We start from the raw sequence: 23,219 nt of genomic DNA, 5'->3' as shown, positions 1-23,219 counted from the left end.
GCTGCCTCAGGGCAGCCGTTCTCAATAACTTCAGATTGATTTCACATTATTGCGCAGCACGGGCAGAATCCTTCCGCTGTTTTTCCGCTTCCTTTTCAAGGCGCTGCTGCTCCTTGCGCTCGGCTTTGTCGCGGCGGCGGAAGAAACCGCGCAGCAGGAAATTATGCTGCAACGCTTCCATGTTCTCGTCCAGCTTGTAAGTGCTGGATTGCAGGTTGCGGATCGTGGTCTTGAGGGATTCGGCCGTTTTCTCATCATTGAGCAACAAACCCGCCGGCGTTTTATCGCTTTGCAGGTTGTCGTTCACGCTGGCGCTGGCCGACTGTAAATTATGCATCACACTATCGATCCCTTTCGACGCGGATTCAATCCGGCCCATCGATGAGCGCAGCCGTGCAAACACGACGGTATCGGACACCAGGTCGCCGGCAAGGGTCCCCTTGCGCTGGAGCTTCGACGTGTAATCGGTCAGGTTTTCCGTGAGACGGCGGGTATTCTGCGCGGTCGTTTGCAGGCTGGCGATCGTTCCCTTCAGATCGTTGTATACCGTATCGCTGGAAATCAAACGCCCCAGCGATCCCTCGCCGTCGGCGATCTTCTTAGTGATCGTTTTGAGGTTGCCCGTGATCTCGACGAGGCTCTTATTATTTACCTGCAGCGTTTCCAGGAGCTCGTCGCTGCTGATGGCGGTGGCCACTGCAATCGTATCTCCGTCTTCCACCGCCGGCACGCCCGCCGTTCCGCCCGCGAGGGCGATGATTTTATTGCCCACCAACCCGTCGGAACTTACTTTCGCGATCACGTCCTTATGGATAAATTCGCGCGAACGCTTGTCGATCTGCATTTTCACCAGGATGCGGTCGTGCCCCATGAAGCTGATGGATTTGATGGTACCGACCTTTACGCCGGAATACCAAACGTTATCGCCTTTGTTGAGGCCGCCGATGTCGTGAAAAACGGCTACCACGCCGAGGCTCGACATGAAAGTTTTCTTTTGTCCGCCCAGGATGAGGATTCCCGCAACGAAAATGAGCAATCCGATGAACACGAATATGCCTACGACTACGCCTCTTTTTGTGCTTTTATCGTCCATGGTTTACTGAGTGAAATTGTAATCATAAAACTCCCGGATCAGCTCGTCGCTGTTATCGGAAAATACTGTTTCAAAATCTCCTTTCCGGATGAATTTCCCTTCTTTCATCACGGCGATCTTGTCGCCCGTTGCGCGGGCGCAGGTAAGGTCGTGGGTGATGATGATCGAGCTGGTTTTGAATCTTTTCTGCACTTCGTTGATGAGATCGTTGATCTCCGTGCAGGTGATGGGATCGAGGCCGGCGGTGGGCTCGTCGTACAGCATGATTTCAGGCCGCAGGATGAGCGTCCGCGCGATACCGATGCGCTTGCGCTGACCGCCGGAAAGTTCGGCCGGCATCTGGTTGATGGTTTGCGACAACCCTACCGCGTCCAGCACGATATCGATGAGGCGGCGGCGCTGGTCGGCCGTCATTTTCGGATTATTGCGCTTGAGGGGGAAGGCGAGGTTTTCGCCGACGGTCATGCTGTCGTACAACGCGCCGTTCTGGAAGCAGAAACCCAGTTTCAGGCGCAGCTCGCGGAGCTCGGCGGTTCCCAGAGCGGGAACTTCCTGCCCCAAAACGTTGACTGTGCCCGCGTCGGGTTTCAACAATCCGGCGATGATCTTGATGAGCACCGATTTACCCGTTCCCGAGCGCCCCAACACCACGATGTTCTCGCCTTTATACAGGTCGAGGTCTACCCCGCGCAGCACGTGATTGGAACCGAAGGACTTGAAAAGCCCGCGGATGCTGATGACGACGTCATCCCAATCTATTTCTGGCGTAAATTTTTTCATACACAAATTTTACCGGATCGAGTTGATGATCTGAACGATCACGATCTCTTCGATGAATATCAGGAACATGGAAATCACCACCGCCACGTTGGCCGCCTTGCCCACGCCTGTAGTGCCCTGCGAGGCGTTGAAGCCCTGGTAGCAGCTCACCACGCCGATCGTGAACCCGAAACAAACGGATTTGAACAGCGAGGAGAACAGGTCGAGGAAGGAAATATTGGCGAAAGCCTTGGCGAAGAAGGCGGTGATGCTCGTTTGTTCGTTGAGGTGGATGTCGAGGAACGACCCCATCATGCCTACGAGCGCCGTGTAAGACATGAGGAGCGGCAGGCAGACGGTACAGGCCAGGATCCGCGTCACCACAAGGTATTTGAACGGATTGATGGCCGACACCTCCATAGCGTCGATCTGCTCCGTCACTTTCATGGACGCCAGTTCGGCACCGATGCTGGAGCCTACCTTACCCGCGCAGATGAGCGCGGTTACAAGCGGCGCCAGCGCGCGTATTACGGCGATGGAAATGAGGGAAGGCAACCACGAGGTGGCGCCGAATTCCGCCAGCGAAGGGCGGCTTTGCTTGGTAAATACGAGGCCGGTGATAAATCCGGTGAGGCTGATCAGCGCGAGTGACTTATACCCGACCATAAAACATTGCCGGATGAACTCCTGCACTTCCAGCGGCGGGCGCAGCACTTCACGAAAAAAGCGGCTGATAAACCGGAAGATATCGTAGACGCTTAAAAAGAAAGCGTCCACCTTAGTAGAAATGACTGGCTTTTCCGGTTGATCGTTGGGTTCCATGTGCTGCATTTTATCCAATACTATTACAATTTCCGCAGAGGAATTGTTAACATTTGAAGAAGCCCGGGCAAATGTCGTGCCTCAATATCAGGGGCGGACGGATTTTCCTATTTTGGCGGAGATTTTCGCCGCTTCCAGGATGCGTACCACCATCACATTATTCTCCAGGGAATAGAGGCTCCAGGGAGCTACGGTTTCTTTGCCACGCACTACCGCCGCCAGGTACACGAAGGGATCGGTGTAGACTTTGGCTTCTTCCGGCGTCACTTTACGCTCCTGCGGGCGGCCGTTGGGGCCGCGGGTGATGAGGGTGGCGGCGTCCGGGGCGGAAAGGGAGGCTTTGTCGCCGTAGACCTCCATGTCTTTGCGGTTGAAGGTCCAGTTCCACGAAGCCTGTATCACGGCTTGCGCGCCGGGATAATCCACAACGATGGTGGCGTCGTCGTCCACTTTTGGGTACACGTCGGGCTTGAACCGCCGGGTTACGGCGGAAACGGAGACAGGCGCCCGGTCGCGCATGAGGGCCGTCATAATGTTGGCGCCATAGCAACCGAAATCGTTGAGTGCGCCGGCGCCGTTCAGCACGGGATCGGTGAGCCAGGCGAGGAATTCGGGGCCGCAGCCGATCTCTTTAGGGCCCTGGTGGCCGTGGTTGAAGCGCGCCATGCGGATGGTTCCGGCCTGGTTGCTGTCGGCCGCGAGCCGGAGCGAGGTATGCACGGAGGGATACCAGCTGGTCTCGTAATTGGTGAGCAGATGGATGCGGTGCTTCCGGGCCAGGGCTTCCATTTTCCGGGCATGGCCCAGGTTGGCGGCAAGCGGTTTCTCCACCATTACATGGATCCCCCGGGGCGCGGCGGCTTCTGTTACCTCCAGGTGCGCATATACCGACCCGAATGCCAGCACGGCTTCAGGCTTCACGGCATCAAGCATGGCGGGGAGATTGGTATAAAAAAGGCTGGCGGGCAGCTTGTATTGGCGTTGCGCCTTAGCCGCGAGGGCCGTATCCGGCTCCCAGATCCCGGCCACGATCACGTCGGTTTTACCCGTGCGCCCGAGAATCCAGCCGGAATGGCCGTGCGAAATGCCAGCCACCGCCACGTGCAGCGGAGGCTCCTGGGCACGGAGGGCTTGCGTCAACAGCGAAAATATCGCCAGTAAAAGGAAAATCGGTCGGAGCTGCATGGTCTGATGGGTTTTACCAGACCAATATCTAAAAAAATGTAACATTCTTCGCTCCCACCCCGTTTCAAAACAGTTACATTGAAGCGAAATCAAACATTCATTTCCTATTCCCTCCAACGTTCATGTCCCTAAAGTTACACGCCCATATTGCTCCGTTCCGGACCCATAGATGCGACGATCACCGTGCGGGTGCCGGCGAATGCGGGTTGGGGCATTATACTTACGCCGGCTGCGCCTGATCCGCAGTCTGGCATCTATAAAGGCAATAAGGAAAATATCCCGCGCATTCCGCGGGATACGTTGCGGTTGGAAGTGGAGGATATGATGGCGCTGCCGGAAATGCAGATTACCCGCCGTGATCCGGTCCTGTTCGCAAACGGCTTACTGCAAATAGCAAAGAAGCCCCCGGACGGGGGCTTCTCCTGTTACAACATGGTTACAATGGCTTAGTAACGGTCCCAGAACGGAGGAGGCTCAATGCCGAGGGAACGGAGGTATACATACCCCTGTCCACGGTGATGGTTTTCGTTGTCGAGGAAGTAAAACCATGATCCGTACATAGGCTGCTCGCCGTAACCGAAAGCATTAACCACTTCATTCCAGCGCTCCACCGGGATCTGCGGCCATACGCGGTCGATTTCCGCGGTGATATCATCCCACAGCTGCAGCAACTCCGCTTTGGTGGCGGGAGGCGTGTAATCTTTTACGCGGCCGGAGATCGAATCGGTGGTCGCGTCGTTCCAATTGTCGGTCAGGAACCCGTTGAGCCCTTTGGCGGCAATCAGCGCCAGCTCCATGGCCTGCGTGGCAAACGGGCGCATGCCGCCGATGCTGTATTCATACAATTCCTTTTCGGGAAATGCGTCGATCACGCGGCGGGTAAGCCCGCGGTGGCCTTGCCAGTGGAAACGGATCTGTTCGGGGGTCAGTACGGAGGCGGCAGCCTGGATAGTAGTGTTCATGATGGTGAATTTTTTTGTTTGTTGTCACAAAGCAAATCATGGGTGGTGACAACCTTATGTCAGCAGGAAAAAATCTTTTTTCCTTATTTGCTGCTGACACAGGGTTGTCATTTTCCGATAGGATCTTTGAATCAACAAACAAAAAAACCATTCACATGCAAACCACTTTCGCAACCGCCGCTCCCGCTCTTACCGTATCCACCCTCCTGCAGGACTACGCCTCCTATAACCACTGGGCCAATACCACGCTGGCCAGCTGGCTGCGCACGAAGCCGGAAGACAATATGAATATCATGGTACCTTCCAGCTTCAGCAGTATCCGCGCCACTTTGCTGCACATCTGGGCCACGGAAAACTACTGGCTGGCCATGATCTGCCAGAAAGAATACGTACCGATCGACGCCGAGCATTACGACGGCGATTTCGATTCCATTATCGATGGCCTGCTGGAAACATCTGAGCGCCTGGTGGCATTTACGGATACACTGGAAGAAGATGCCGCAACGGGCGAATTATTCTATGATTCACCATGGGTGAAGGGTTTCCGGCCGCTGGTGCAATACGGCCTGCATGTGTTCAATCACAGTACCTACCACCGCGGACAAATTGTGACCATTGGCCGGGGGATCGGGTATAAAGATGCGCCGATGACGGATTTCAACTTCTATAATTTCTTCGCGAAATAAGGCGTTTTACGCCATGGTAACGGGGTGTTCCTGCGGAAGGGGCGCCCCGTCGCGTTGTTACCCCGCGGAAGCGAATGTGCCGCTGCGACAAACAACAGGGGCATTTGAGCCAAACCGGACTTCGTACAATTATCTATCAATATTTTACCGTTCATCCAACGCCCCCGCACACAAACAAAACTGTGTTCCAGGGTCTTGTATGTGCCAAAAAGAGGGGTGTTTTGTGACAGGGTAAACCTTTACCTTTATCCGAGTCAATGCACGAAACACCATGAAAACTGTATCACTGGTCATTTACGAAGAAGCCATCCTCTCGGCCATCGCAGGCGTGCTGGATGTGTTTGAAGGCGCAAATGCGCTATCGGTTCAGGCTGGCAAGGAGCCTCCCTTCAAAGTGGAATTGGTGAGCGAGAAGGTGAAGCATATTCAGCTGAACGTACCTGCCTTATTTTTCTGTTACAAATCCATGGCGGATGTGAAAGACACGGACCTGGTGATTGTGCCTGCCTTCCATGGCCGGCCCGACCAGGTGCTGGCGAAGAATGCGGGCATAGCGCCGTGGCTGAATGAAATGCGGAACATGGGAGCGGAAGTGGCAAGCCTTTGCCTGGGGAGCTATTTCCTGGCCGAGGCGGGGCTGCTGGACGGCAAGTCGTGCACGAGCCACTGGCAGGCGATTTCCGATATGCAACAGCGGTACCCTGCCGCCAGGGTGCTGTCGGACAAGGTGATTACGGATGAGGACGGGGTTTATACGAGCGGAGGGGCGTTTTCCAGCCTCAACCTGGTATTGTATATGGTGGAGAAATTCTGCCATAAGGATATGGGCGTCATCCTCAGTAAAATGTTCTCCATCGACATCGACCGCGTCAACCAGTCGCACTTCATGGTGTTCCAGGGGCAGCGGCGGCACGAAGACGATCAGATCCTGCGCGCCCAGCTTTTCATTGAAGAAAACTACCACCTGCCCATTTCGGTGGAGCAGATCGCGGAACAAACCAGCATGAGCAAACGGAACTTCATCCGCCGTTTCAAAAACGCCACCAACCACACACCGTTGGAATACCTGCAGCGCGTCAAGATAGAATCCGCCAAAAAAGCCCTGGAAAGCAACGCGCAGAACATCAGCACGCTCATGTACGATGTGGGATACAACGATCTCAAAACATTCCGTTCCGTGTTTAAGAAAGTAACAGGCCTCACTCCGCAGGAATACCGTAAGAAGTACTGCAGGACGGTAGTGTAGTTATTTCGCCTGGCCGTTCCACTCGCTGTAGAACTGTTCCAGGTACTGCTCCATAAAGGCGTGCCGCGATGCCGCGAGGGCTTTGCCGGAGGGAGTGTTCATCCGGTCTTTCAGCAACAGCAGTTTTTCGTAAAAGTGATTGATAGTGGGGGCGGCCGACGATTTGTACGCTTCCTTCGACATTTGCATGTCCGGCGCAATGGCCGGGTCGTAGAGCGGACGGTTCTTGAACCCGCCGTAATTGAAAGCCCGCGCGATGCCCACCGCTCCCATTGCATCCAGCCTGTCGGCGTCCTGCACCACGGCCAGCTCGGGCGACCAGTACGTGCGCGCATGATTGCCGCCTTTGAAAGAAATGTGCCGGATGATCTGCGTCACCGCTTCGGTCACTTCTTCCGCTACGTCCTGCGCCTCCAGGAATGCCGCGGCTTTCGCAGGCCCCAGTTCTTCGTCACCCCCGTGGAACTTCGAATCGGCGATATCGTGCAGCAGTGCGCCCAGCTCCACCACCAACAGGTTCACATCTTCATGCAGCGCGATCTGCTTCGCCTGCTGCCAGACGCGATAAATATGCCACCAGTCATGCCCGCCTTCGGCGCCCTGGAGCTCCTGTTTAACGTATGCGACGGTCGCGTCAATGATGGCGGGGTGCGTAAGTTGTGGTGTTGTGGTCATGTTGCGTAGGGGTCAGTTTTCTTCCCGAATCTTTTTTATTTTTTCAAGCTCAATAACGTCGATTTGATCTTTTGGCCTATCCACAATCTTCTTATTCTGAATTAAATGATTAATATGAAGAAATGGCACCTGTACAGTTTCCAGATCTGCAGTAGAAGCCAAATTCAAACATTCCTCGAAAGACAGGCTCTCTAAGCCTTTCATTGTTGTCATGATATCAATTTCAACTCCACTGCCAATATGGAAACTTGTCCAGCCAGGAATAAATTGCATTGTTTCAAGATAACCGAAGTCCTTCCCATACCCTAATTGCTCAAAGGATTTAATGAGGTTTCGCCTATTTTCCAGGGTATCTTCTAACCAGATATCCAGATCGTCCGTATTTCTGTTAAATCCATGAAAACGTGTTGCAAATCCGCCAACCATGATATAGCGGACTTTATTTTCAGACAACGTTTCCCAGAATTTCAATAATTCCTCATTTAGCATATCCATTCCGGGGTTATTTGTGGGTGACTTTTACCTTTTTAAGGAGATTGTTTGTCCGGAGCATTTGGGTAAACAACTGCAGTTTCTCTATATCGGAACGATAAATATCCCTTCGCAAACGTTCCGTTTCATCAGCGAAAACAAGGACAATCTGCCGGGCAGTTTGCTGATCATTCTTTTTCTTTTCTGACATACAAAAGTCTGGTTTATCGATAATATCAAAGATAGCATTTTTGTAATGGCCCGCAAAGCCACTTAAACCGGAAAATATAAACCTTTTACAAAATTATGTAACACTTCCACACAACCCGCCGCCTACATTTGTGTTGCATGAAGAAACTCCTCACGATCATCCTGGCCCTGCTCTACGTGAGCACTTCCACCGGCGCCACTTTTCATATGCACTATTGCATGAAACAGCTGGTGGACGTGAGCCTCTGGCACGATGAGGAATCCCACGCCTGCGGCGAATCCTGCAGCAAGAAATGCTGCAAGGACGTTCACCGCACCGTCAAACTCGAAAAAGACCAGCAACTTACTGTCAAAACCCTGCTGGCCATGCAGGCCGCTGCGCAGGCCGCCGATTTCCCGGTAGCCACGCTGCCCATATACGCAATCGCAGCACCCGCCCCGGCCGCAGACCCCACGCCTCCTCCCTTGCCGCATGTGCCGGCCCATATTCTCCACTGCCACTTCAGGATCTGATACCGGTTCCCTCCACACCGTTTCGTATCAAACAACCACCATTTCCATTCAACACCCTTCAACTTTAATTCATGAAAAAGGTCCTCTCTTTCATCGCCCTTCCCATGACCGTATTCTTCGCGGGCAAAGCTTCCGCGCAATCCCTGAAAACCGACTCGTTCACCGTTTCCGGCAACTGTAACATGTGTAAAAAGCGCATTGAAAAAGCCGCCGATTCCGTTTACCAGCAACTGCCTGGCTGCTGCCGGTACGAGCGTCACTAAAACCTAACGCACAAATATGATACACAGGATCATTGAATGGTCGGTCCGCAACCGTGTCACCGTATTGGTGCTGGCTGCCCTGCTGTTCGGCTGGGGGTGGTATGCCGTGAAAACAAACCCGGTAGACGCCATCCCCGACCTTTCCGAAAACCAGGTGATCGTTTTCACCGAATGGATGGGCCGCGGCCCGCAGCTGGTGGAAGACCAGATCACCTACCCTCTCGTGACCAACCTCCAGGGCCTCCCGCAGATCAAATACGTGCGCGGCTCCTCCATGTTCGGCATGAGCTTCATTTACGTCATTTTCGAAGACGATACCGATATCTACTGGGCCCGCGAGCGCGTGCTCGAACGGCTCGGCACCGCCACCCGCACCCTGCCCGAAGGCGTGAGCCCGCAACTGGGACCCGACGGCACCGGCGTGGGCCACATCCTCTGGTATACGCTCGAAGCACCGGGGATGGACCTCGGCGAACAGCGGGCGTTGCAGGACTGGTATATAAAATTCGCGCTGCAAAACGTAAAAGGCGTGAGCGAGATCGCCTCCTTCGGAGGATTCCAGCCGCAGTACCAGGTTACCGCCGACCCGAACAAACTGCTTTATTACGGCCTCACGCCGGCCGATGTTATCGCGGCCGTGCGCGCCAACAACAACGAATCCGGCGGGCGCAAATTCGAAATGAGCGACATCGGGTACATCATCAAAACCACCGGCTATCTCTCCTCCATCGCCGACATTGAGCAGATCGCGGTAAAAACCGTGAACGGCGTGCCTGTGCGCGTGGCGGACGTGGCTACCGTGCAGATGACCGGCGAACCGCGGCTCGGCATCTTCGACCAGAACGGCGAGGGCGAGCGCGTGGGCGGCATCGTGGTGATGCGCTACGGCGAAAACGCCGCGGAAGTGATCGGCCGGGTGAAGGAACAGATGAAGGAAGTGTCGCGCGGATTGCCCGCCAACGTGAAGTTCGACATCGTATACGACCGCGGCGAGCTCATCCGGGAATCCATCAGTTCCATCAAACACACACTCATCGAAGAAATGATCGTGGTGTCGCTCGTAGTGCTGATTTTCCTGTTCCACTGGCGCAGCGCGCTCAGCATCCTCATCCAGATCCCCATCACGCTGGCGGCCAGCTTCATCCTGCTGAACGCTTTCGGGATTTCGTCCAACATCATGTCACTCACGGGCATCGCCCTGGCGATCGGCGTGATCGTGGATAACGGGATCATCATGAGCGAAAACGCGTACAAACATTTATCCGAACGGTATGCACAATGGCAGGCCGGACAAAAATCGCAGTCAACATGAAATTCATAAAACGGTTATTCCGTCGTGAGCCTTCCTGGATCAGCGAGGAGGAACGGCTGGATATCATCGCCAAATCGGGCAAGCAGGTGTCGCGCGGGGTGTTCTTCGCCACGGTGATCATCATCACCTCCTTCCTGCCCGTGTTCCTGCTCACCGGTCAGGAAGGCAAGCTGTTCCACCCGCTGGCATTCACCAAAACGTTCATCATGATCGTGGACGCGCTGCTGGTGATCACCCTGGCGCCCGCGCTGATTTCCATTTTCATGAAGGGGAAATTCAGGCCCGACAGCGCCAATCCCGTCACGCGCGTCCTCGAGAAAATATACGAGCCCGTTATCCGCGTGGTATTAAAATGGCGAAAAACCACCCTGGCCATCAATATCGCCGCGCTGGTCATCGCCATTCCCTTGCTGAAAAGCCTGGGAACGGAGTTCATGCCGCCGCTCGACGAGCAAAGCATCCTCTTCATGCCCGTTACCCTGCCCGATATCTCCAATACCGAAGCCAAACGCATCCTGCAGGTGCAGGACCGGCTTATCAAATCGGTACCGGAAGTCGACAAGGTGCTGGGCAAAGCGGGAAGGGCGTCGACTGCTACCGACAACTCCCCCATCAGCATGATCGAAACCATCATCATGCTCAAACCGAGATCGGAATGGCGGGAAGGGAAGAACAAAGAAGCCATCATCCGGGAACTGGACAGCCTGCTGCAGATCCCCGGCGTAGTGAACGGATGGACGCAACCGATCATTAACCGCATCAATATGCTGTCGACCGGTATCCGGACCGACGTGGGGATTAAAGTCTACGGTCAGCGCCTCGACACCATCGCCAGCGTATCCGAGCGGGTGCGCCGCGCACTGGAGGGCACGCCGGGGGTCACGGACCTCTATGTGGAGCCGGTGACAGGCGGCAAATACCTTGGCGTGAATATCCGGCGGAATGACCTGGCGCGCTACGGGCTCAGTGCCGACGATGTGAACCGCACCGTAGAAACCGCGCTGGGCGGCGCTCCCATCGGCACTACCATCGAAGGGCGCAGGCGGTTTTCCATCAGTTTGCGGCTGGCGCAGGATTACCGCAACAGCCTCGACCAGATCCGCCGCATCCCGCTGGCATCGCCCGCATTCGGGGAAGTACCGCTTTCCGCGGTGGCGGATGTGGTGCTGGAAGATGGTCCGCCGATGATCACATCCGACAACGCCATGTTACGCGGGGCCGTGCTGTTCAACGTACGTGGCCGCGACCTGGGCAGCACCGTGGAAGACGCCATGAAGCAGCTCCGCGGGCAGGAAGGGTTATTGCCGCAGGGGTATTTCCTCGAATGGAGCGGTCAGTACGAGAACCTGGTGCGCGGGCAGCGGACTTTGCTCTGGATCGCGCCCATCGTGCTGGTAATCATCTTCGCTTCGTTGTATTTCGCATTCAGATCGGTGCGCGAAGCGTTCCTCAGCCTCATCACCGTACCCTTCGCTCTTATCGGCGGCGCTTACATGATCTGGATCTGGGGCGCCAACCTCTCGGTGGCCGTGGCGGTAGGTTTTATCGCGTTGTTCGGGATAGCGGTGGAAACGGGGATCGTGATGGTGATTTACCTGAACGACGCCATGCAGCAGCTTGTAAAGCTCAAAGGCAACAGCGCTGCAACCATCACCCGGCAAGACCTCCGGGAATATGTGATCCACGGCGCGGCCAAACGCCTCAGGCCCAAGCTCATGACCGTGTGCGTGTCGCTCTTCGGGCTGATACCCGTGCTCTGGGCCGGCGGCGTGGGCACCGATGTGATGAAGCCAATTGTATTACCCATGATCGGCGGCGTACTCACCAGCTCCACGCATATTTTGCTGGTTACGCCGCTCATCTTCCTAATGACGAAAGAATATGAATTACGCAAATACGGCAAGCTGGAAATCCATCCTGGCGGCCATTAGCATCCTATTCCTCACCAGCGCCGCATCCGCGCAAACGCTGCCGCTCGACAGCATCCTGGCCCGGATCGACGGCAACAACCTGCTGCTGAAAAGCTACGGGCAAAAAGCCGAAGGTTTCCGGCACAGCGCAGATGCCGCCACCGCCTGGATGGCGCCCATGGCCGGCGCGGGAACTTTCATGACGCCCTGGCCCGGACAAATGGTGATGGACGGCCGCGACAAAGGCAGCATCATGCTGCAGCTGAAACAGGACATTCCCAATCCCGCGAAGCAACAGGCCAAAAAACGCTTCATCGCTTCGCAGGGGAACGCTGAAACGGCCGCCCGCGGCGTGACGCTCAACGAGCTGCGCGCCCAGGCCCGGAAGCTGTACTACGCCTGGGTAATCTCCGAACGGAAGCAACGATTGCTGCAGCAAAATGAGAAGATCATGCATATGATACTGGAGATCGAAAAGCTGCGGTACCCTTACAATCAATCGCAGCTGGGCAATGCTTTCCGCGCGGAAGCGAAGCTGGAGGAAAATGCCAACATGCTGCGCATGGAAGAAGGAATCGTCATCAAATCGAGGTCCTGGCTGAACAGCCTGATGAACCAGCCCGGCATGGCCGAATTCGCGGTAGACACTACCTGGGAGCCGCACTTCTCACCCACCGTGCACGATACGGCAACGATCGCATCGGCAAGAATGGATATCCGGAAGATGGAAGAAAACATCCGCACGATGCAACTCGGTATCCGGTCGATGCAGGCGGAAAAGAAGCCCGATTTCCGCGTGCGCCTCGACCATATGTTCCCGCTCGCTTCCGGCATGCCGAAAGCGTACAGCGTGATGGGGATGCTCAGCATCCCGATAGCGCCGTGGTCGAGGGGGATGTACCGTTCCGAAATCAAATCCATGGAACGAAACATCGCCGCAATGGAAAACGAGCGCAGCGCCATGTTGCAGGAAACGCAAGGCATGTTGTACGGCATGCTGGCGGAGATAAGGCAGATGGACCGGCGGATTGCATCGATGGAAAAAGTGATCATCCCCTCGCTCCGCAAAGCCCTCGACGCCAACTTCGCGGCTTACCAGGAAAACCGCCTGCAGCTCCCCGTGGTGATCGACGCCTGGGAAGCGCTGACGATGAGCGAAACCGGTTTGCAGGATGAAAAATTTAAACGTTACGAAATGATCGTGGAATATGAAAAAGCGCTTTACCGTTAATATACTCCTCCTCACCGCCATGGCGGCTTTCGCGGCTTGCGGCACGGCGCCCGCAACTAAGGAAGCGCCCGCCGCAAACGCCGATTCCCTCCCGCTGCTATTCCCGCGGCAGCAAAGCAGGGTCGTGGTGATGGAGGCCCCCGGCACCGTGCGCTACGACAGCCGCAACCGGGCCATCCTGCCGGCACGCGTGGCCGGAAGGATCGAAAAATTGTACGTGCGGTATAATTACCAGCCGGTCCGGAAAGGACAGCTCATCCTCGAAATTTATGCGCCCGAACTGGTGGCCGCGCAACGGGAAATGTTGTCTGTCGGCAACGATCCGCAGATGCAGGCACTGGCCGTCCGCAAGCTGGAGCTGATGGGCATGCCGGGGAACCTGGTGCGGGAGGTCCTCCGCACCCGCCAGGTACGCGTGACCATCCCGGTGTACAGTAACGCCGACGGCTATATCCTCGAGGAATCCGCCGTTGCATCGGCGGATTCGCCGGCCCCAGCCGCGGCGCCCGCGAGAGGAGACGCAATGGGCAACATGGGCGCCGCCGCGCCGATGGCCGCGCCTTCCGGCCCCGCTCCTACCCAATCGCCTGTATTGCTGCGGGCCGGGCAATACGTAACAGCCGGGCAGAACCTGTTTTCCATTTACAAAACCGGCCGCATGATCGCTGAATTCGCGCTGCCCGCGGGTATCGCCGCAGCCGCAGGGCCTGGCGCCCGCGTGCTGATCGGCGGCAACGGCATGAACGGGGAACTGCGCAACGGCAACATCCACCTGCTCGAACCCGTATTCGCCAACGGCGAAAAGTTCAGCAGGGCCAGGGTGTACATCGACGGACAAGCCGCCGCCGGCCAGCTCATCACCGCCTGGATTCCCGTCCTCATCCGCAACAGCTGGTGGGTGCCTGCATCCGCGGTGATCCGGCTGGGACAGGAGAATGTGGTATTCAAAAAGTCGGGGCAGGAATACCTGGCGATGCCGGTGCGCACGGGCATCCGGACAGGCGGGATGGTGCAACTGACGGAAGAGATATCCGGCATCGCCGCCAACGCCGCCTACATCGCCGACAGCGAAGGTTTCATTTGGCCGGAGGCCAGCATTTCATCATCACATCCATAACCGAAACATATGGAAAGAAGACATTTTCTCAGGTCCATCGCCGTAGCGGCTGCAGCGCCAGCGGTATTGCTCGCCGCATGTGGGGAAACGGCAGAAAAAACAGCCGGCGCGCAGCAGACTTTCACCTGCCCCATGCACCCGCAGGTTATCCAGAACTCGCCGGGCGCCTGCCCCATTTGCGCAATGGACCTGGTGCCGTTCGATAAAAACAGCACCAGCGCCTCCCTCCAGCTGATGGACAATCAGGTGCAACTCGCCAACATCACCACCGCCACCGCAGGCGCAGGCATGCTCACGCAAACGCGCAGCCTCAACGCGCGGCTCATGCCCGATCCTCAGCGCACGGGCATCATCAGCGCCCGGATCGCGGGGCGGATCGATAAATTGCATATCCGCGAAACGGGCGTCCGTATTCAAAAAGGACAAGCCCTGTACGCCATCTATTCCGAAAACCTCGCCACCCTGCAATCCGAATACCTGCTGGCCGCCGCGCAAACGCGACGGTTCCCGGAAGATGCGCGGTTCCGGCAGATCGCCGAAGGCGCCAAAACGAAGCTCGAACGCTACGGGCAAAACACTACAGATATCGCGCAGCTGGAAAAGGAAGGCATGCCCCGGCCATTGGTTACCTATCATGCGGAACAGGGCGGCCTGGTAACGGAATTGTCGGTCACTGAAGGGCAATACGTTTCTGAAGGCGGAACGCTACTGCAGGTGGAAGATTACAGCCGGTTGTGGGTGGAAGCAGATATTTATCCTTCCGAAGCCGCTTTGCTGAAAGAAGGCCAAACGTTGCAGGTAACGGTCCCGGGGTGGGAAAACGAGCCCCTGCGCATGCAGGCTGAATTCGTTTACCCCGCGATCCAGACCGGCAAGCAAACCCTCCAGCTCCGCGGCTCCATCGCCAACCCCGATGCGCGCTGGCAACCAGGAATGGCCGCCACCGTGCTGCTGCCCGTCGCTTCGCGCAGCGAATCCCTTCAGGTACCCATCGATGCCGTCATCCGCGACGGCGCCTCCGCGCACATCTGGATCGAAAAGCCAAAGAATACCTTCACACCGCGGAAAGTGAGGACAGGACTGGAAAACAACCGCTCCGTCGAAATCACGGAAGGCTTGGCGGAGGGCGAAAAAGTGGTGGTTACCGGGGCCTATTTGTTGTACAGCGAATTTGTCCTGAAGAGAGGAAAACAGCCCGTTTAAAAAATTTTCATCATATTCATCATTCAAAAAACACCTGAAATCATGAAACAATGGATCCTTCCCGCCGCATTAACCGTACTGGCAGCCTGCGGCGGCAACGCCACCCAGCAATCGGAACAAAAGCAACCCGCCGCCGAATCCACAGCGCCCGCGGCTGCCCCCGCCGGCGTGGTGCTGAAGAACGACGCACTGAATGCCGTGTTTGAACATTACGAAAATCTGACCGAAGCCCTCGTGAAAGGCGATGCTTCCGCGGCGAAAATCTCCGCCGCCGCAATCGAAACCGGCGCCACTGCGGCCGATCCTTCCGGCAAACTGGCCGAAGCCGCTAAAACCATCGGCGCCGCAGCGGATATCAAAGCCCAGCGCGATGCCTTTTCAGTGTTAAACGATACTTTTATCGGACTGGTGAAAACATCAGGACTGAGCAGCGGCGAACTGCACGTAGAATTCTGCCCGATGGCGCTAAACGACAAAGGTGCCCATTGGCTCAGCCGTTCCAAAGATATCCGCAACCCGTATTTTGGCGACGAAATGCTGACCTGCGGCACCGTGGAAGAAACCCTGCAATAAAGCGCCATGTTGATAGCCGGCAAGCCCGGCCCACGAAAGAAAGCCGGTCCCGGGACCGGCTCTTCTTTTTACGGTTAATTTCTATAAAAAACGGCGCATACAGTCATGCATGCGCCGTTTTTAGGGCCACCAACAATTGATAATCAATCATGTGGCAGCTTTTCCGGTCATTTCTATAGCTGTACCGATTTCCTTCGTTTCCAGCGTTTCGTTGTCAGCTCCCTCCTCGAACCAGTGCAAAGCACCTTCATTGTCCTCTTTCCTCACAAGGTAGAGATCTTTCCACGGCAACGAAACGAGGAAGAGGTTTTCTTCTTCCAGCGATACCGGGATGTCGTGGCTCCTGTAGCGGATGTGAAAAGTGTTCATACCGCTACAACTGCAATCACTGTGCCTGAATGCGGTACGATACGCCTAGGGTAAAGTAAATATTATACATCGGAAAGTCCATTCCCCGGAAATCAGAAGTAAAAACGGGCCGCAATCCCCAATTGAGGGTACCCATTACATTAATTTTCTTCCCGTCACGCCTTTCTGCGCCGCCCCTGGGCGGTACGTCTTTGATACAGGACTGGAGCAGCGCAAACGACACGGAAATGGCGCGGATGTTTAAAAACGGAAAACCCGCCAGGTAAGTGACGGGCTGAATCCGGTTTTGTAGCCAGAAGCAAGGATTCCGTTGCGGACAAACAACGTCTCAGTATAAAATTTCCACCACCCTTCCTACCTGTCCGTCTTCCAGCCTGACTTTAATACCTCTGGAATGGTACGCAGCGGAAGTGAGGAGATCTTGAACGATACCGTAAGTCACTTTTCCGCTGCGCTGGTCTTTCTTCAGGACTATGCCGACTTCGAGGCCGGGTGTAATGTTTTTTCTGTATTGTGCGTCTTCCCTCATGCTGGTCGCGGATTTTTTTGTGTCGCGCGAAGGTACGAAATCAGCCCCAGTTGCCGCTGTAGCCGAAAAGGTAACTGAACATGTGCGGATTGGCTTCGCCTGCGCGGGTTCCGGTTTCACGCGGGGCTATTTTTCTGGTAAGGAAAAAACGGACGTTTCCGGATGCTTCCAGGGAGCCGGGGTTGGTTTTCCCCTTTTCTACCTGTAATACGAAATGTGAATAATCGTCTACGATCCCGGGTGCCGGGTCTATGTAGGCCGGGCAGCCGGCTACGTTTCCTAAGGAATACCTGTTTTCCTCCGCTTCCTTGGCATTGCCGTGGACGCATGTGAGTGAAAAACCTTCTACACAACTTCCGCTGATCCTGAATTCTAACGGACCGTAGCGTGAAACGAGTTGCCGGATTAATTGCATAGCCGGTTTGGCGGCTACGATTCTGGAGTCATTCATAATGGGCGGTTGTGGTTACAATACATCCGTGCTGATGTTGGTCATAGGGTGCGCTGCAATTCTTCGAACATCATGATGCTAAATTCACACAAATACGGAAAAGCCCCCGCTACTTTCGTACTGTTTATTAGCACGATTGTACCCGACTTCATGCCAGTTTCGGGAAAAAAACCTTATTTTGAAATAGTTACATCTGTTATGGCCCGGAAACACCTGTTAGAGCATATTGAGCTGATGCCCGCCAGAATGTTGAAGACTTTGGTGGAAAACCGTCGCGTTTTCAATTTGAATAACTGCGAGCTGAATGTTTTTGAATGTTTTGAAACGGCCTGGGCCGTGCCAATGCAGTTCAATGAGTTCATCGTCACCAGTATGGTGCGTGGAAAGAAGATCATGCATCTTCCCAACCAGCCCAGTTTCGACTACCTTCCCGGCGAAACGGTCATTTACCCGGCCAACGAAAAAATGGCGATCGATTTTCCCGAAGCCAGTTTCGACAATCCTACCCAATGTATCGCGCTGGCTATCGACGCGCTGTATGTGCGCGGCACGATCGAATACCTGAATAATTATTATCAATCGCCTGACGAGCGCCGTTCCTGGCGTTTGCAGTTCAACCAGTATCATTTCGAGAACGACGATGAGGTTTCGGCGCTGATCAACAAGCTGATCCGTATCTGCTGCAGTGCGGATAACAGTAAGGACATTTACGCCGATCTCAACCTGAAGGAGCTGCTCATCCGCCTGATGCAGAGCCAGCACCTCACGCAGGTGATGACGGAATCCGCGGTCAGCAACAACCAGAGCCGCCAGCACTTTGTGCTCAACTATATCCGCGAGCACCTGACCGAGCGCATTTCGGTGGACACGCTCAGCAAGAAAGCCTACCTGAGCCGCAATCTCTTTTTCCGCTGGTTCCGCGAGCAATTCGGCATCACGCCGCTGGAATACATCAACCGCGAGCGCATCACGCTGGCCAAGCGCCTCCTCTCCCAACCCGACCATAGCGTGGGCGACGTGAGCGAGCTTTGCGGGTTCACTGATGTCAACTATTTCATCCGGATGTTTAAAAAAGTGGAAGGCATCACGCCCAAAACCTACCAGACCATCAGCTCCGACCATTCGAGCCTGATCGCTTCCCAACCGTAAACTTACCCCGTGGCACATCGTTTGCCCTTGTTCCGGAAACTTCCGGATATGAAAACACTGGGTATTATTCTCATCATTGCGGGCATCGTCATGATGCTGGTACGCGGCTTCTTCATTCAAGAAGACAAAGAAATCCTCGACGCGGGCCCCATCGAGATCACCAAAAAGGAAAACCGCTGGATCGGCTGGCCTACTTATGTGGGCGCAGTGGTAACGGTAGCGGGGATCGTGATGGTGATGAGCGGCAGGCGGCGCGGCGCATAGGCATAAAACCGGGCCCCTGCGATCAGGGGCCCGGCGGATTGCTTCCATATTAATCATTACACATTCTGCCTTTCGAAAACGGCCAGGGTCCGGCGCTTCCCGGGCGCGGCGCCGTAGGTTCCCCGGCCTTGTCTCTTTATTTTTCCTGCAGATAAGCCTTCAGCCATTTGCCGGCCTGTATGCGATCGTCTTCCCCGGCCGCGCCGAAGATGAGCGTCAGCCGCTGCGGATAAGCCCGCCCAGCGTTATGTCTTCCAGTTCTACCATGGCATTACCGTTTACGCAGGCGCATTTCCCTCCGGTCGATAACGATCTGGGCCACCACGCCCCATACCTGGAACGCGTCGCTGTCGCGGATAACGATGGGGTCGTACAGGGAGTTTTCGGGATAGAGCATCCAGCCGGTGGACGATTTGACGAGGGTTTTGACGGTGAATTCACCATTGAGGACGGCCACCACGATATCGTTGGGCATGGGCTTGAGGGAGCGGTCTACCACCAAGTAACTCCTGTCGGGAACGTGCGCGTCGGTCATGGAATTACCGTCGACGCGGACGATGAACACCGAGGGTTTGTTCATTCCCAGCAGGTTCACGAGGTCGATTTCTTCTTCCATATAGTCCTGCGCGGGCGAAGGGAAGCCTGCTTTCAGCGGGGTCCAGACATAGGGAACGCTGATCTCTCCTGTCTCCCGGACGGCGTAAAAGGAAAGGCCGTTCCGTTGGTTAACTGCACACATGACTGCTAATATTTTTAGCAATATTAGCTAACAAATTTAGTAAAACTGATGGGCAGCAACCCAACATCCGGGGGCGCGGATAAAGTTATGTTAAAGAACGGCCGTATATCACACAAATGTGTTACCTTGAAACAACTATAATGTCATCCTGTGACCCCTTCATTTGAAAAACCGAACATCATGCAATCACGTATTCTATTAATTTCCCCCAGCGGGCCGCTTTGCTTCATCGACTATAGCACGATCGATGAGGGCATGGCAGTTTTGGAGCAGATGAAGAGAACGGTTAACATCAGCAGGTTAACGAGCATGATTTATGAGTTCAGATTATTCAGAATGATACAGGACAGCTTTGTCGGCATCGACCACTTGCTCCTCCCACGGTTCGACCGCAAAAGCATTGATATCTTCCTCGACAGCTGTTATCGCGCTACGCGATTACAATAAAATCCCCGCCAGCAGGAGTCCCATCACAACAGATACGGTAGCCGCCACGAGCCCCGGCCGCATGAAACTGTGGTTGATCAGGTATTTGCCTACCCGGGTAGTGCCGGTTTTGTCGAATTCCATGGCGCGCTGCATGTGGAAGATAAGCGTGTAAATGTTTTTTCAAACAACACGCAAGGCGGACCGCATCTACCACCAAGCCAGCGGCGCCCCCATCGCAAAAGCCCACACGATTAGCGTCGCGTATTCGCCGGAAATTCATTTTTGAAATGGGTACCTACCCCGAAGGTGCCGGCGGCCCAGTCGGTGGAGTAGTTATTTTCTTCGTCCATCCGTTGCCGGCTGAGGCGGTAGATGCGGTCCGCTTTCCCGTGGAACCGGTCGTAGCTCAGTTCGTTGGAAACATACTGGAGGATCAGCAGCGAGGCGGCGATGCCGGCGGCGAGGCCCAGGATGTTGATGACAGAGAACATCTTGTTGCGGGTGAGGTTACGCCAGGCGATTTTAATATAATTCATCCACATACGGGAAAGGATTTGGCCGATGGGTCCAAACAGGTTGGCATAAATGGGTTTGCAGCACCAGCAAGGGTTTCGGGTTACGGCGACCGGGGGAAACGTCCGGATTCGGACAGGGTACGCCCGGCCCCGGGCGCTTCGCGGCGGCATCGCTGCTTGCAGAAACGGGCGGGTTTGAATATTTTTATACCCAGATGAAAAATATGAACAAACCGATACTTGTCATAAAATTTGGTACGGCATCCATTACGCACGGCAACGGGGAGCTGAATGAATCCGTGATCGCCGAGATCGCCAAACAGGTGGCGGCGGTACACGACCGGTATAATGTAGTGCTGGTTTCTTCCGGGGCCGTGGCCGCAGGCAGGCGTTTCCTGAAAGATTATTCCGGCACCATCAGCGAGCGAAAAGCGGCTGCCGCCATCGGCAATCCCTTGCTGCTCAATCATTACACCCATCATTTCGCCCAATACGGCATCCCCGTGGCGCAGAGCCTCTGCGAACGGAGCCACTTTTCCAACCGCAACCAGTTCCTCCAGCTCCATAAGACTTACGAAGAGCTGTGGGCGAGCGGTATCATCCCCATCGCCAACGAAAACGATGTGGTGAGCGACCTGGAGCTGAAATTCTCCGATAACGACGAGCTGGCCACGCTTATCGCCGTGGGCTTCGGCGCCTCCATGCTGCTGTTCTCCACCAGCGTAGGCGGCGTGCTCGACCGTTCGAATACCATCGTGCCCCTGATCCCCGTGATCGACGAAGCCGCCTTTTCGCTGGCAGATACCAGCAAATCGAGCCTCGGCCTGGGCGGCATGGTGTCCAAACTGACGTTTGCCCGCCTGGCTACCCGCATGGGCATCCAGGTGGTGATTTTCGGGATCGGGACGCCCAACGGCATCGCCCTGGCCACCGAAGGCAAAACCGGGACGCTCTGCCCGCCGCAACCCTGCAGCATGCCCGCCCGCCGCAAATGGCTGGCCAGCGGCAGCCTGGTGACCGGCAGGATCCGCGTGGACGCCGGCGCGCAACATGCGCTGGAAAAACGGCATTCCCTGCTCGCCGTGGGCGTACGCGAAGTGCTGGAGAAGTTCGAATGCGGGGAAGTGATTGAAATTGCAGGCGAATCCGGCGAGGTGTTTGCCGTGGCCCGCGCGAAAGTCAGCTCCGAAGCCATCGCCGGCGGCAACCGCGCGAAGAACGTGGAGGTTGCCCATGCCGACGAAATCGTGATCCTTTAAAAAACTAATTATGTCCACCACCATCATACCCCTTCTCGAAAAAGCGCAAAACGCCTCCCGCTCCGTCAAATCTTCGGCCGACGCCGCCAAACAGGCGATCCTTCGCCGCATCGGCGCGCTCCTGCAGGAAAACGCCGCCGCTATCATGGCCGAAAACCAGAAAGATCTCGACGCCATGGCCGACGGTGATCCGCGGAAAGACAGGCTCCTGCTCAACGAGCGCCGCATCCGCGACCTGGCCCAAAGCCTGGAAGATATTGCGATGCTGCCAGATCCCTCCGGCCAATTGCTCTCCGAAAAACAGTTGGAGAACGGCTTGCTCGTACGAAAAGTAACGGCGCCCCTGGGCGTGGTGGGCGTTATTTACGAATCGCGGCCCAATGTAACGGTGGACGTGGCCGCCCTCTGCATCCGCTCCGGCAACGCCGCCGTGCTCCGCGGCGGAACCGACGCCTTCCATACCAATACCATCCTCGTTTCCCTCATCCGCCGCGCCCTGGAAGAAAACAGTATCGACCCCGACGCCGTTGTGCTTCTGCCCACCGACCGCGCCCTGGTAAACGAGCTGCTTACCGCCACGCAGTATGTGGACATCATCATTCCACGCGGCTCACAGCAACTGATCGATTTCGTGCGGCAGCATTCCCGCGTGCCCGTGATCGAAACCGGCGCCGGCGTTTGCCATACCTACGTAGAATCCAGCGCCGACCTGGAAAAAGCCGCCAACATCGTTACCAACGCGAAAGTGAGCCGTCCTTCCGTTTGCAACGCGCTCGACACGGTGATCGTGGACGCCGGGATCGCTGAAAACTTTCTTCTGCTTCTCGCGCCTTCCCTCGCCGCATATAACGTGGAGATTTTCGCGGACGAAGCTGCCTGGCCCATCCTCGAAAAAGTAGGGTATCCTTACCTGCAACACGCTGCGGAAGCGGATTTCGGCAGGGAATTCCTCGATTTCAAATGCTCCGTGAAAACGGTGGACGGCCCGGAAGCAGCGCTGTCGCACATCCGCCGCTATTCCAGCCGGCATTCCGAAGCCATCATTACTCAAAACTCCACGCTGGGCGAGCGTTTCCAGCAGGAAGTGGATGCCGCCGCTGTGTATGTCAACGCTTCCACCCGGTTTACCGACGGCGGCGTGTTCGGGTTAGGTGCGGAAATAGGGATTTCGACACAGAAACTACATGCCCGCGGGCCTTTCGCGCTCGAAAAACTGGTGACCGAAAAATGGATCGTGACCGGCGACGGCCAAACCCGCTGAGCTTTCCCCCGAACAAAACAGGC

Annotated in this window: 30 protein-coding genes; 16 read left to right on the top strand and 14 right to left on the bottom strand. The window is 55.8% G+C overall.

Annotated features, from left to right (window positions below):
• Positions 1 to 46: 46 nt before the first annotated feature.
• The 4 genes from WJU16_RS24470 to WJU16_RS24455 form a co-directional block, all read right to left on the bottom strand.
• Positions 47 to 1,093: an MlaD family protein gene (locus WJU16_RS24470; protein ID WP_341835981.1), complete on the bottom strand. Its 1,047-nt coding sequence runs from the start codon at positions 1,091 to 1,093 to the stop codon at positions 47 to 49.
• Between the two features lie 3 nt (positions 1,094 to 1,096).
• Positions 1,097 to 1,873 carry an ATP-binding cassette domain-containing protein gene (locus WJU16_RS24465; protein ID WP_341835980.1) on the bottom strand — a complete coding sequence of 259 codons (777 nt, stop codon included), beginning with the start codon at positions 1,871 to 1,873 and terminating at the stop codon, positions 1,097 to 1,099.
• Positions 1,874 to 1,882: 9 nt separating this feature from the next.
• A complete protein-coding gene (locus WJU16_RS24460) occupies positions 1,883 to 2,674 on the bottom strand; it encodes an ABC transporter permease (protein ID WP_341835979.1) in 792 nt (263 codons plus the stop codon).
• Positions 2,675 to 2,761: 87 nt separating this feature from the next.
• Positions 2,762 to 3,859 carry a Gfo/Idh/MocA family oxidoreductase gene (locus WJU16_RS24455; protein WP_341835978.1) on the bottom strand — a complete coding sequence of 366 codons (1,098 nt, stop codon included), beginning with the start codon at positions 3,857 to 3,859 and terminating at the stop codon, positions 2,762 to 2,764.
• A gap of 147 nt (positions 3,860 to 4,006) precedes the next feature.
• Between WJU16_RS24455 and WJU16_RS24450 the strand changes: the two genes are divergently transcribed.
• Positions 4,007 to 4,309 (top strand): hypothetical protein, encoded by a 303-nt coding sequence (locus WJU16_RS24450; protein WP_341835977.1) that lies wholly within the window; start codon positions 4,007 to 4,009, stop codon positions 4,307 to 4,309.
• Here WJU16_RS24450 and WJU16_RS24445 read toward each other — a convergent pair.
• Positions 4,306 to 4,821 (bottom strand): DinB family protein, encoded by a 516-nt coding sequence (locus WJU16_RS24445; RefSeq protein ID WP_341835976.1) that lies wholly within the window; start codon positions 4,819 to 4,821, stop codon positions 4,306 to 4,308. The two genes, WJU16_RS24450 and WJU16_RS24445, sit on opposite strands and share 4 nt — an antisense overlap.
• 155 nt (positions 4,822 to 4,976) lie before the next feature.
• Here WJU16_RS24445 and WJU16_RS24440 point away from each other — a divergent pair, with 155 nt between their 5' ends.
• Positions 4,977 to 5,507: a DinB family protein gene (locus WJU16_RS24440; protein WP_341835975.1), complete on the top strand. Its 531-nt coding sequence runs from the start codon at positions 4,977 to 4,979 to the stop codon at positions 5,505 to 5,507.
• A 271-nt stretch (positions 5,508 to 5,778) separates the two neighbouring features.
• Positions 5,779 to 6,753, top strand: coding sequence for a helix-turn-helix domain-containing protein (locus WJU16_RS24435; RefSeq protein WP_341835974.1), 975 nt, complete (start codon positions 5,779 to 5,781; stop codon positions 6,751 to 6,753).
• On the opposite strand, the gene WJU16_RS24430 is transcribed toward WJU16_RS24435, so the two are convergent.
• From WJU16_RS24430 to WJU16_RS24420, 3 genes are read right to left on the bottom strand one after another with little or no spacing between them, the layout of a single operon-like run.
• Positions 6,754 to 7,428, bottom strand: a complete 675-nt coding sequence (locus tag WJU16_RS24430) for an HD domain-containing protein (RefSeq protein WP_341835973.1) — start codon at positions 7,426 to 7,428, stop codon at positions 6,754 to 6,756.
• Positions 7,429 to 7,440: 12 nt separating this feature from the next.
• Positions 7,441 to 7,923, bottom strand: coding sequence for a hypothetical protein (locus WJU16_RS24425; protein ID WP_341835972.1), 483 nt, complete (start codon positions 7,921 to 7,923; stop codon positions 7,441 to 7,443).
• A gap of 7 nt (positions 7,924 to 7,930) precedes the next feature.
• Positions 7,931 to 8,110, bottom strand: coding sequence for a hypothetical protein (locus tag WJU16_RS24420; RefSeq protein ID WP_341835971.1), 180 nt, complete (start codon positions 8,108 to 8,110; stop codon positions 7,931 to 7,933).
• 137 nt (positions 8,111 to 8,247) lie between these two features.
• On the opposite strand from WJU16_RS24420, the gene WJU16_RS24415 reads away from it, so the two are divergent.
• The 8 genes from WJU16_RS24415 to WJU16_RS24380 all read left to right on the top strand — a co-directional run bounded on the left by WJU16_RS24415 (position 8,248) and on the right by WJU16_RS24380 (position 16,231).
• On the top strand, positions 8,248 to 8,622 hold the full coding sequence (locus WJU16_RS24415) for an HYC_CC_PP family protein (protein ID WP_341835970.1): 375 nt from the start codon (positions 8,248 to 8,250) through the stop codon (positions 8,620 to 8,622).
• 71 nt (positions 8,623 to 8,693) lie between these two features.
• Positions 8,694 to 8,885 carry a hypothetical protein gene (locus tag WJU16_RS24410; protein ID WP_341835969.1) on the top strand — a complete coding sequence of 64 codons (192 nt, stop codon included), beginning with the start codon at positions 8,694 to 8,696 and terminating at the stop codon, positions 8,883 to 8,885.
• A gap of 16 nt (positions 8,886 to 8,901) precedes the next feature.
• The gene (locus WJU16_RS24405; RefSeq protein ID WP_341835968.1) at positions 8,902 to 10,197 is read left to right on the top strand and encodes an efflux RND transporter permease subunit; all 1,296 of its coding nucleotides are present in this window, start codon (positions 8,902 to 8,904) and stop codon (positions 10,195 to 10,197) included.
• On the top strand, positions 10,194 to 12,128 hold the full coding sequence (locus WJU16_RS24400) for an efflux RND transporter permease subunit (protein WP_341835967.1): 1,935 nt from the start codon (positions 10,194 to 10,196) through the stop codon (positions 12,126 to 12,128). The genes WJU16_RS24405 and WJU16_RS24400 overlap by 4 nt, the downstream gene beginning before the upstream one ends.
• Positions 12,079 to 13,338 (top strand): TolC family protein, encoded by a 1,260-nt coding sequence (locus tag WJU16_RS24395; RefSeq protein ID WP_341835966.1) that lies wholly within the window; start codon positions 12,079 to 12,081, stop codon positions 13,336 to 13,338. The genes WJU16_RS24400 and WJU16_RS24395 overlap by 50 nt, the downstream gene beginning before the upstream one ends.
• On the top strand, positions 13,316 to 14,455 hold the full coding sequence (locus WJU16_RS24390) for an efflux RND transporter periplasmic adaptor subunit (RefSeq protein ID WP_341835965.1): 1,140 nt from the start codon (positions 13,316 to 13,318) through the stop codon (positions 14,453 to 14,455). The genes WJU16_RS24395 and WJU16_RS24390 overlap by 23 nt, the downstream gene beginning before the upstream one ends.
• Positions 14,456 to 14,464: 9 nt before the next feature.
• Positions 14,465 to 15,658 carry an efflux RND transporter periplasmic adaptor subunit gene (locus tag WJU16_RS24385; protein WP_341835964.1) on the top strand — a complete coding sequence of 398 codons (1,194 nt, stop codon included), beginning with the start codon at positions 14,465 to 14,467 and terminating at the stop codon, positions 15,656 to 15,658.
• Positions 15,659 to 15,700: 42 nt separating this feature from the next.
• The gene (locus tag WJU16_RS24380) at positions 15,701 to 16,231 is read left to right on the top strand and encodes a DUF3347 domain-containing protein (RefSeq protein WP_341835963.1); all 531 of its coding nucleotides are present in this window, start codon (positions 15,701 to 15,703) and stop codon (positions 16,229 to 16,231) included.
• Between the two features lie 147 nt (positions 16,232 to 16,378).
• On the opposite strand, the gene WJU16_RS24375 is transcribed toward WJU16_RS24380, so the two are convergent.
• The 3 genes from WJU16_RS24375 to WJU16_RS24365 form a co-directional block, all read right to left on the bottom strand.
• Positions 16,379 to 16,600 (bottom strand): hypothetical protein, encoded by a 222-nt coding sequence (locus WJU16_RS24375; protein ID WP_341835962.1) that lies wholly within the window; start codon positions 16,598 to 16,600, stop codon positions 16,379 to 16,381.
• Between the two features lie 328 nt (positions 16,601 to 16,928).
• Positions 16,929 to 17,129 carry a YwbE family protein gene (locus tag WJU16_RS24370; RefSeq protein ID WP_298717035.1) on the bottom strand — a complete coding sequence of 67 codons (201 nt, stop codon included), beginning with the start codon at positions 17,127 to 17,129 and terminating at the stop codon, positions 16,929 to 16,931.
• Positions 17,130 to 17,169: 40 nt separating this feature from the next.
• The gene (locus tag WJU16_RS24365; protein ID WP_341835961.1) at positions 17,170 to 17,580 is read right to left on the bottom strand and encodes a DUF779 domain-containing protein; all 411 of its coding nucleotides are present in this window, start codon (positions 17,578 to 17,580) and stop codon (positions 17,170 to 17,172) included.
• Positions 17,581 to 17,778: 198 nt separating this feature from the next.
• Between WJU16_RS24365 and WJU16_RS24360 the strand changes: the two genes are divergently transcribed.
• Both WJU16_RS24360 and WJU16_RS24355 read left to right on the top strand, forming a co-directional pair.
• Complete coding sequence (locus WJU16_RS24360; protein ID WP_341835960.1) at positions 17,779 to 18,729, top strand: AraC family transcriptional regulator; 951 nt, start codon at positions 17,779 to 17,781, stop codon at positions 18,727 to 18,729.
• 48 nt (positions 18,730 to 18,777) lie between these two features.
• Positions 18,778 to 18,993, top strand: a complete 216-nt coding sequence (locus tag WJU16_RS24355) for a hypothetical protein (protein ID WP_341835959.1) — start codon at positions 18,778 to 18,780, stop codon at positions 18,991 to 18,993.
• Between the two features lie 271 nt (positions 18,994 to 19,264).
• Here WJU16_RS24355 and WJU16_RS24350 read toward each other — a convergent pair whose 3' ends face one another.
• Entirely contained in the window at positions 19,265 to 19,732 is a 468-nt protein-coding gene (locus WJU16_RS24350) for a translesion error-prone DNA polymerase V autoproteolytic subunit (RefSeq protein ID WP_341835958.1), read from the bottom strand.
• 180 nt (positions 19,733 to 19,912) lie between these two features.
• Here WJU16_RS24350 and WJU16_RS24345 point away from each other — a divergent pair, with 180 nt between their 5' ends.
• Entirely contained in the window at positions 19,913 to 20,179 is a 267-nt protein-coding gene (locus WJU16_RS24345; RefSeq protein WP_341835957.1) for a hypothetical protein, read from the top strand.
• On the opposite strand, the gene WJU16_RS24340 is transcribed toward WJU16_RS24345, so the two are convergent.
• Both WJU16_RS24340 and WJU16_RS24335 read right to left on the bottom strand, forming a co-directional pair.
• The gene (locus WJU16_RS24340; RefSeq protein WP_341835956.1) at positions 20,171 to 20,314 is read right to left on the bottom strand and encodes a hypothetical protein; all 144 of its coding nucleotides are present in this window, start codon (positions 20,312 to 20,314) and stop codon (positions 20,171 to 20,173) included. The two genes, WJU16_RS24345 and WJU16_RS24340, sit on opposite strands and share 9 nt — an antisense overlap.
• Positions 20,315 to 20,412: 98 nt before the next feature.
• A complete protein-coding gene (locus tag WJU16_RS24335) occupies positions 20,413 to 20,703 on the bottom strand; it encodes an ABC transporter permease (protein WP_341835955.1) in 291 nt (96 codons plus the stop codon).
• A gap of 197 nt (positions 20,704 to 20,900) precedes the next feature.
• Between WJU16_RS24335 and proB the strand changes: the two genes are divergently transcribed.
• Together proB and WJU16_RS24325 are read left to right on the top strand one after the other, a co-directional pair.
• Positions 20,901 to 21,935, top strand: a complete 1,035-nt coding sequence (gene proB, locus WJU16_RS24330) for a glutamate 5-kinase (protein WP_341835954.1) — start codon at positions 20,901 to 20,903, stop codon at positions 21,933 to 21,935.
• Between the two features lie 10 nt (positions 21,936 to 21,945).
• Entirely contained in the window at positions 21,946 to 23,196 is a 1,251-nt protein-coding gene (locus tag WJU16_RS24325; protein WP_341835953.1) for a glutamate-5-semialdehyde dehydrogenase, read from the top strand.
• Positions 23,197 to 23,219: the final 23 nt, after the last annotated feature.

Source organism: Chitinophaga pollutisoli, assembly GCF_038396755.1.
GTDB classification, from domain to species: domain Bacteria; phylum Bacteroidota; class Bacteroidia; order Chitinophagales; family Chitinophagaceae; genus Chitinophaga; species Chitinophaga pollutisoli.
The sequence above is the reverse complement of the archived record's forward strand: the minus strand, read 5'-3'. Positions and strand labels throughout refer to the sequence as shown.

Coding starts and splice junctions, on each gene's coding strand:
- WJU16_RS24470 (WP_341835981.1), bottom strand. CDS start 1,093: ATGGACGATAAAAGCACAAAAAGAGGCGTAGTCGTAGGCATATTCGTG.
- WJU16_RS24465 (WP_341835980.1), bottom strand. CDS start 1,873: ATGAAAAAATTTACGCCAGAAATAGATTGGGATGACGTCGTCATCAGC.
- WJU16_RS24460 (WP_341835979.1), bottom strand. CDS start 2,674: ATGGAACCCAACGATCAACCGGAAAAGCCAGTCATTTCTACTAAGGTG.
- WJU16_RS24455 (WP_341835978.1), bottom strand. CDS start 3,859: ATGCAGCTCCGACCGATTTTCCTTTTACTGGCGATATTTTCGCTGTTG.
- WJU16_RS24445 (WP_341835976.1), bottom strand. CDS start 4,821: ATGAACACTACTATCCAGGCTGCCGCCTCCGTACTGACCCCCGAACAG.
- WJU16_RS24440 (WP_341835975.1), top strand. CDS start 4,977: ATGCAAACCACTTTCGCAACCGCCGCTCCCGCTCTTACCGTATCCACC.
- WJU16_RS24435 (WP_341835974.1), top strand. CDS start 5,779: ATGAAAACTGTATCACTGGTCATTTACGAAGAAGCCATCCTCTCGGCC.
- WJU16_RS24430 (WP_341835973.1), bottom strand. CDS start 7,428: ATGACCACAACACCACAACTTACGCACCCCGCCATCATTGACGCGACC.
- WJU16_RS24425 (WP_341835972.1), bottom strand. CDS start 7,923: ATGGATATGCTAAATGAGGAATTATTGAAATTCTGGGAAACGTTGTCT.
- WJU16_RS24420 (WP_341835971.1), bottom strand. CDS start 8,110: ATGTCAGAAAAGAAAAAGAATGATCAGCAAACTGCCCGGCAGATTGTC.
- WJU16_RS24415 (WP_341835970.1), top strand. CDS start 8,248: ATGAAGAAACTCCTCACGATCATCCTGGCCCTGCTCTACGTGAGCACT.
- WJU16_RS24410 (WP_341835969.1), top strand. CDS start 8,694: ATGAAAAAGGTCCTCTCTTTCATCGCCCTTCCCATGACCGTATTCTTC.
- WJU16_RS24405 (WP_341835968.1), top strand. CDS start 8,902: ATGATACACAGGATCATTGAATGGTCGGTCCGCAACCGTGTCACCGTA.
- WJU16_RS24400 (WP_341835967.1), top strand. CDS start 10,194: ATGAAATTCATAAAACGGTTATTCCGTCGTGAGCCTTCCTGGATCAGC.
- WJU16_RS24395 (WP_341835966.1), top strand. CDS start 12,079: ATGAATTACGCAAATACGGCAAGCTGGAAATCCATCCTGGCGGCCATT.
- WJU16_RS24390 (WP_341835965.1), top strand. CDS start 13,316: ATGAAAAAGCGCTTTACCGTTAATATACTCCTCCTCACCGCCATGGCG.
- WJU16_RS24385 (WP_341835964.1), top strand. CDS start 14,465: ATGGAAAGAAGACATTTTCTCAGGTCCATCGCCGTAGCGGCTGCAGCG.
- WJU16_RS24380 (WP_341835963.1), top strand. CDS start 15,701: ATGAAACAATGGATCCTTCCCGCCGCATTAACCGTACTGGCAGCCTGC.
- WJU16_RS24375 (WP_341835962.1), bottom strand. CDS start 16,600: ATGAACACTTTTCACATCCGCTACAGGAGCCACGACATCCCGGTATCG.
- WJU16_RS24370 (WP_298717035.1), bottom strand. CDS start 17,129: ATGAGGGAAGACGCACAATACAGAAAAAACATTACACCCGGCCTCGAA.
- WJU16_RS24365 (WP_341835961.1), bottom strand. CDS start 17,580: ATGAATGACTCCAGAATCGTAGCCGCCAAACCGGCTATGCAATTAATC.
- WJU16_RS24360 (WP_341835960.1), top strand. CDS start 17,779: ATGGCCCGGAAACACCTGTTAGAGCATATTGAGCTGATGCCCGCCAGA.
- WJU16_RS24355 (WP_341835959.1), top strand. CDS start 18,778: ATGAAAACACTGGGTATTATTCTCATCATTGCGGGCATCGTCATGATG.
- WJU16_RS24350 (WP_341835958.1), bottom strand. CDS start 19,732: ATGTGTGCAGTTAACCAACGGAACGGCCTTTCCTTTTACGCCGTCCGG.
- WJU16_RS24345 (WP_341835957.1), top strand. CDS start 19,913: ATGCAATCACGTATTCTATTAATTTCCCCCAGCGGGCCGCTTTGCTTC.
- WJU16_RS24340 (WP_341835956.1), bottom strand. CDS start 20,314: ATGCAGCGCGCCATGGAATTCGACAAAACCGGCACTACCCGGGTAGGC.
- WJU16_RS24335 (WP_341835955.1), bottom strand. CDS start 20,703: ATGTGGATGAATTATATTAAAATCGCCTGGCGTAACCTCACCCGCAAC.
- proB (WP_341835954.1), top strand. CDS start 20,901: ATGAACAAACCGATACTTGTCATAAAATTTGGTACGGCATCCATTACG.
- WJU16_RS24325 (WP_341835953.1), top strand. CDS start 21,946: ATGTCCACCACCATCATACCCCTTCTCGAAAAAGCGCAAAACGCCTCC.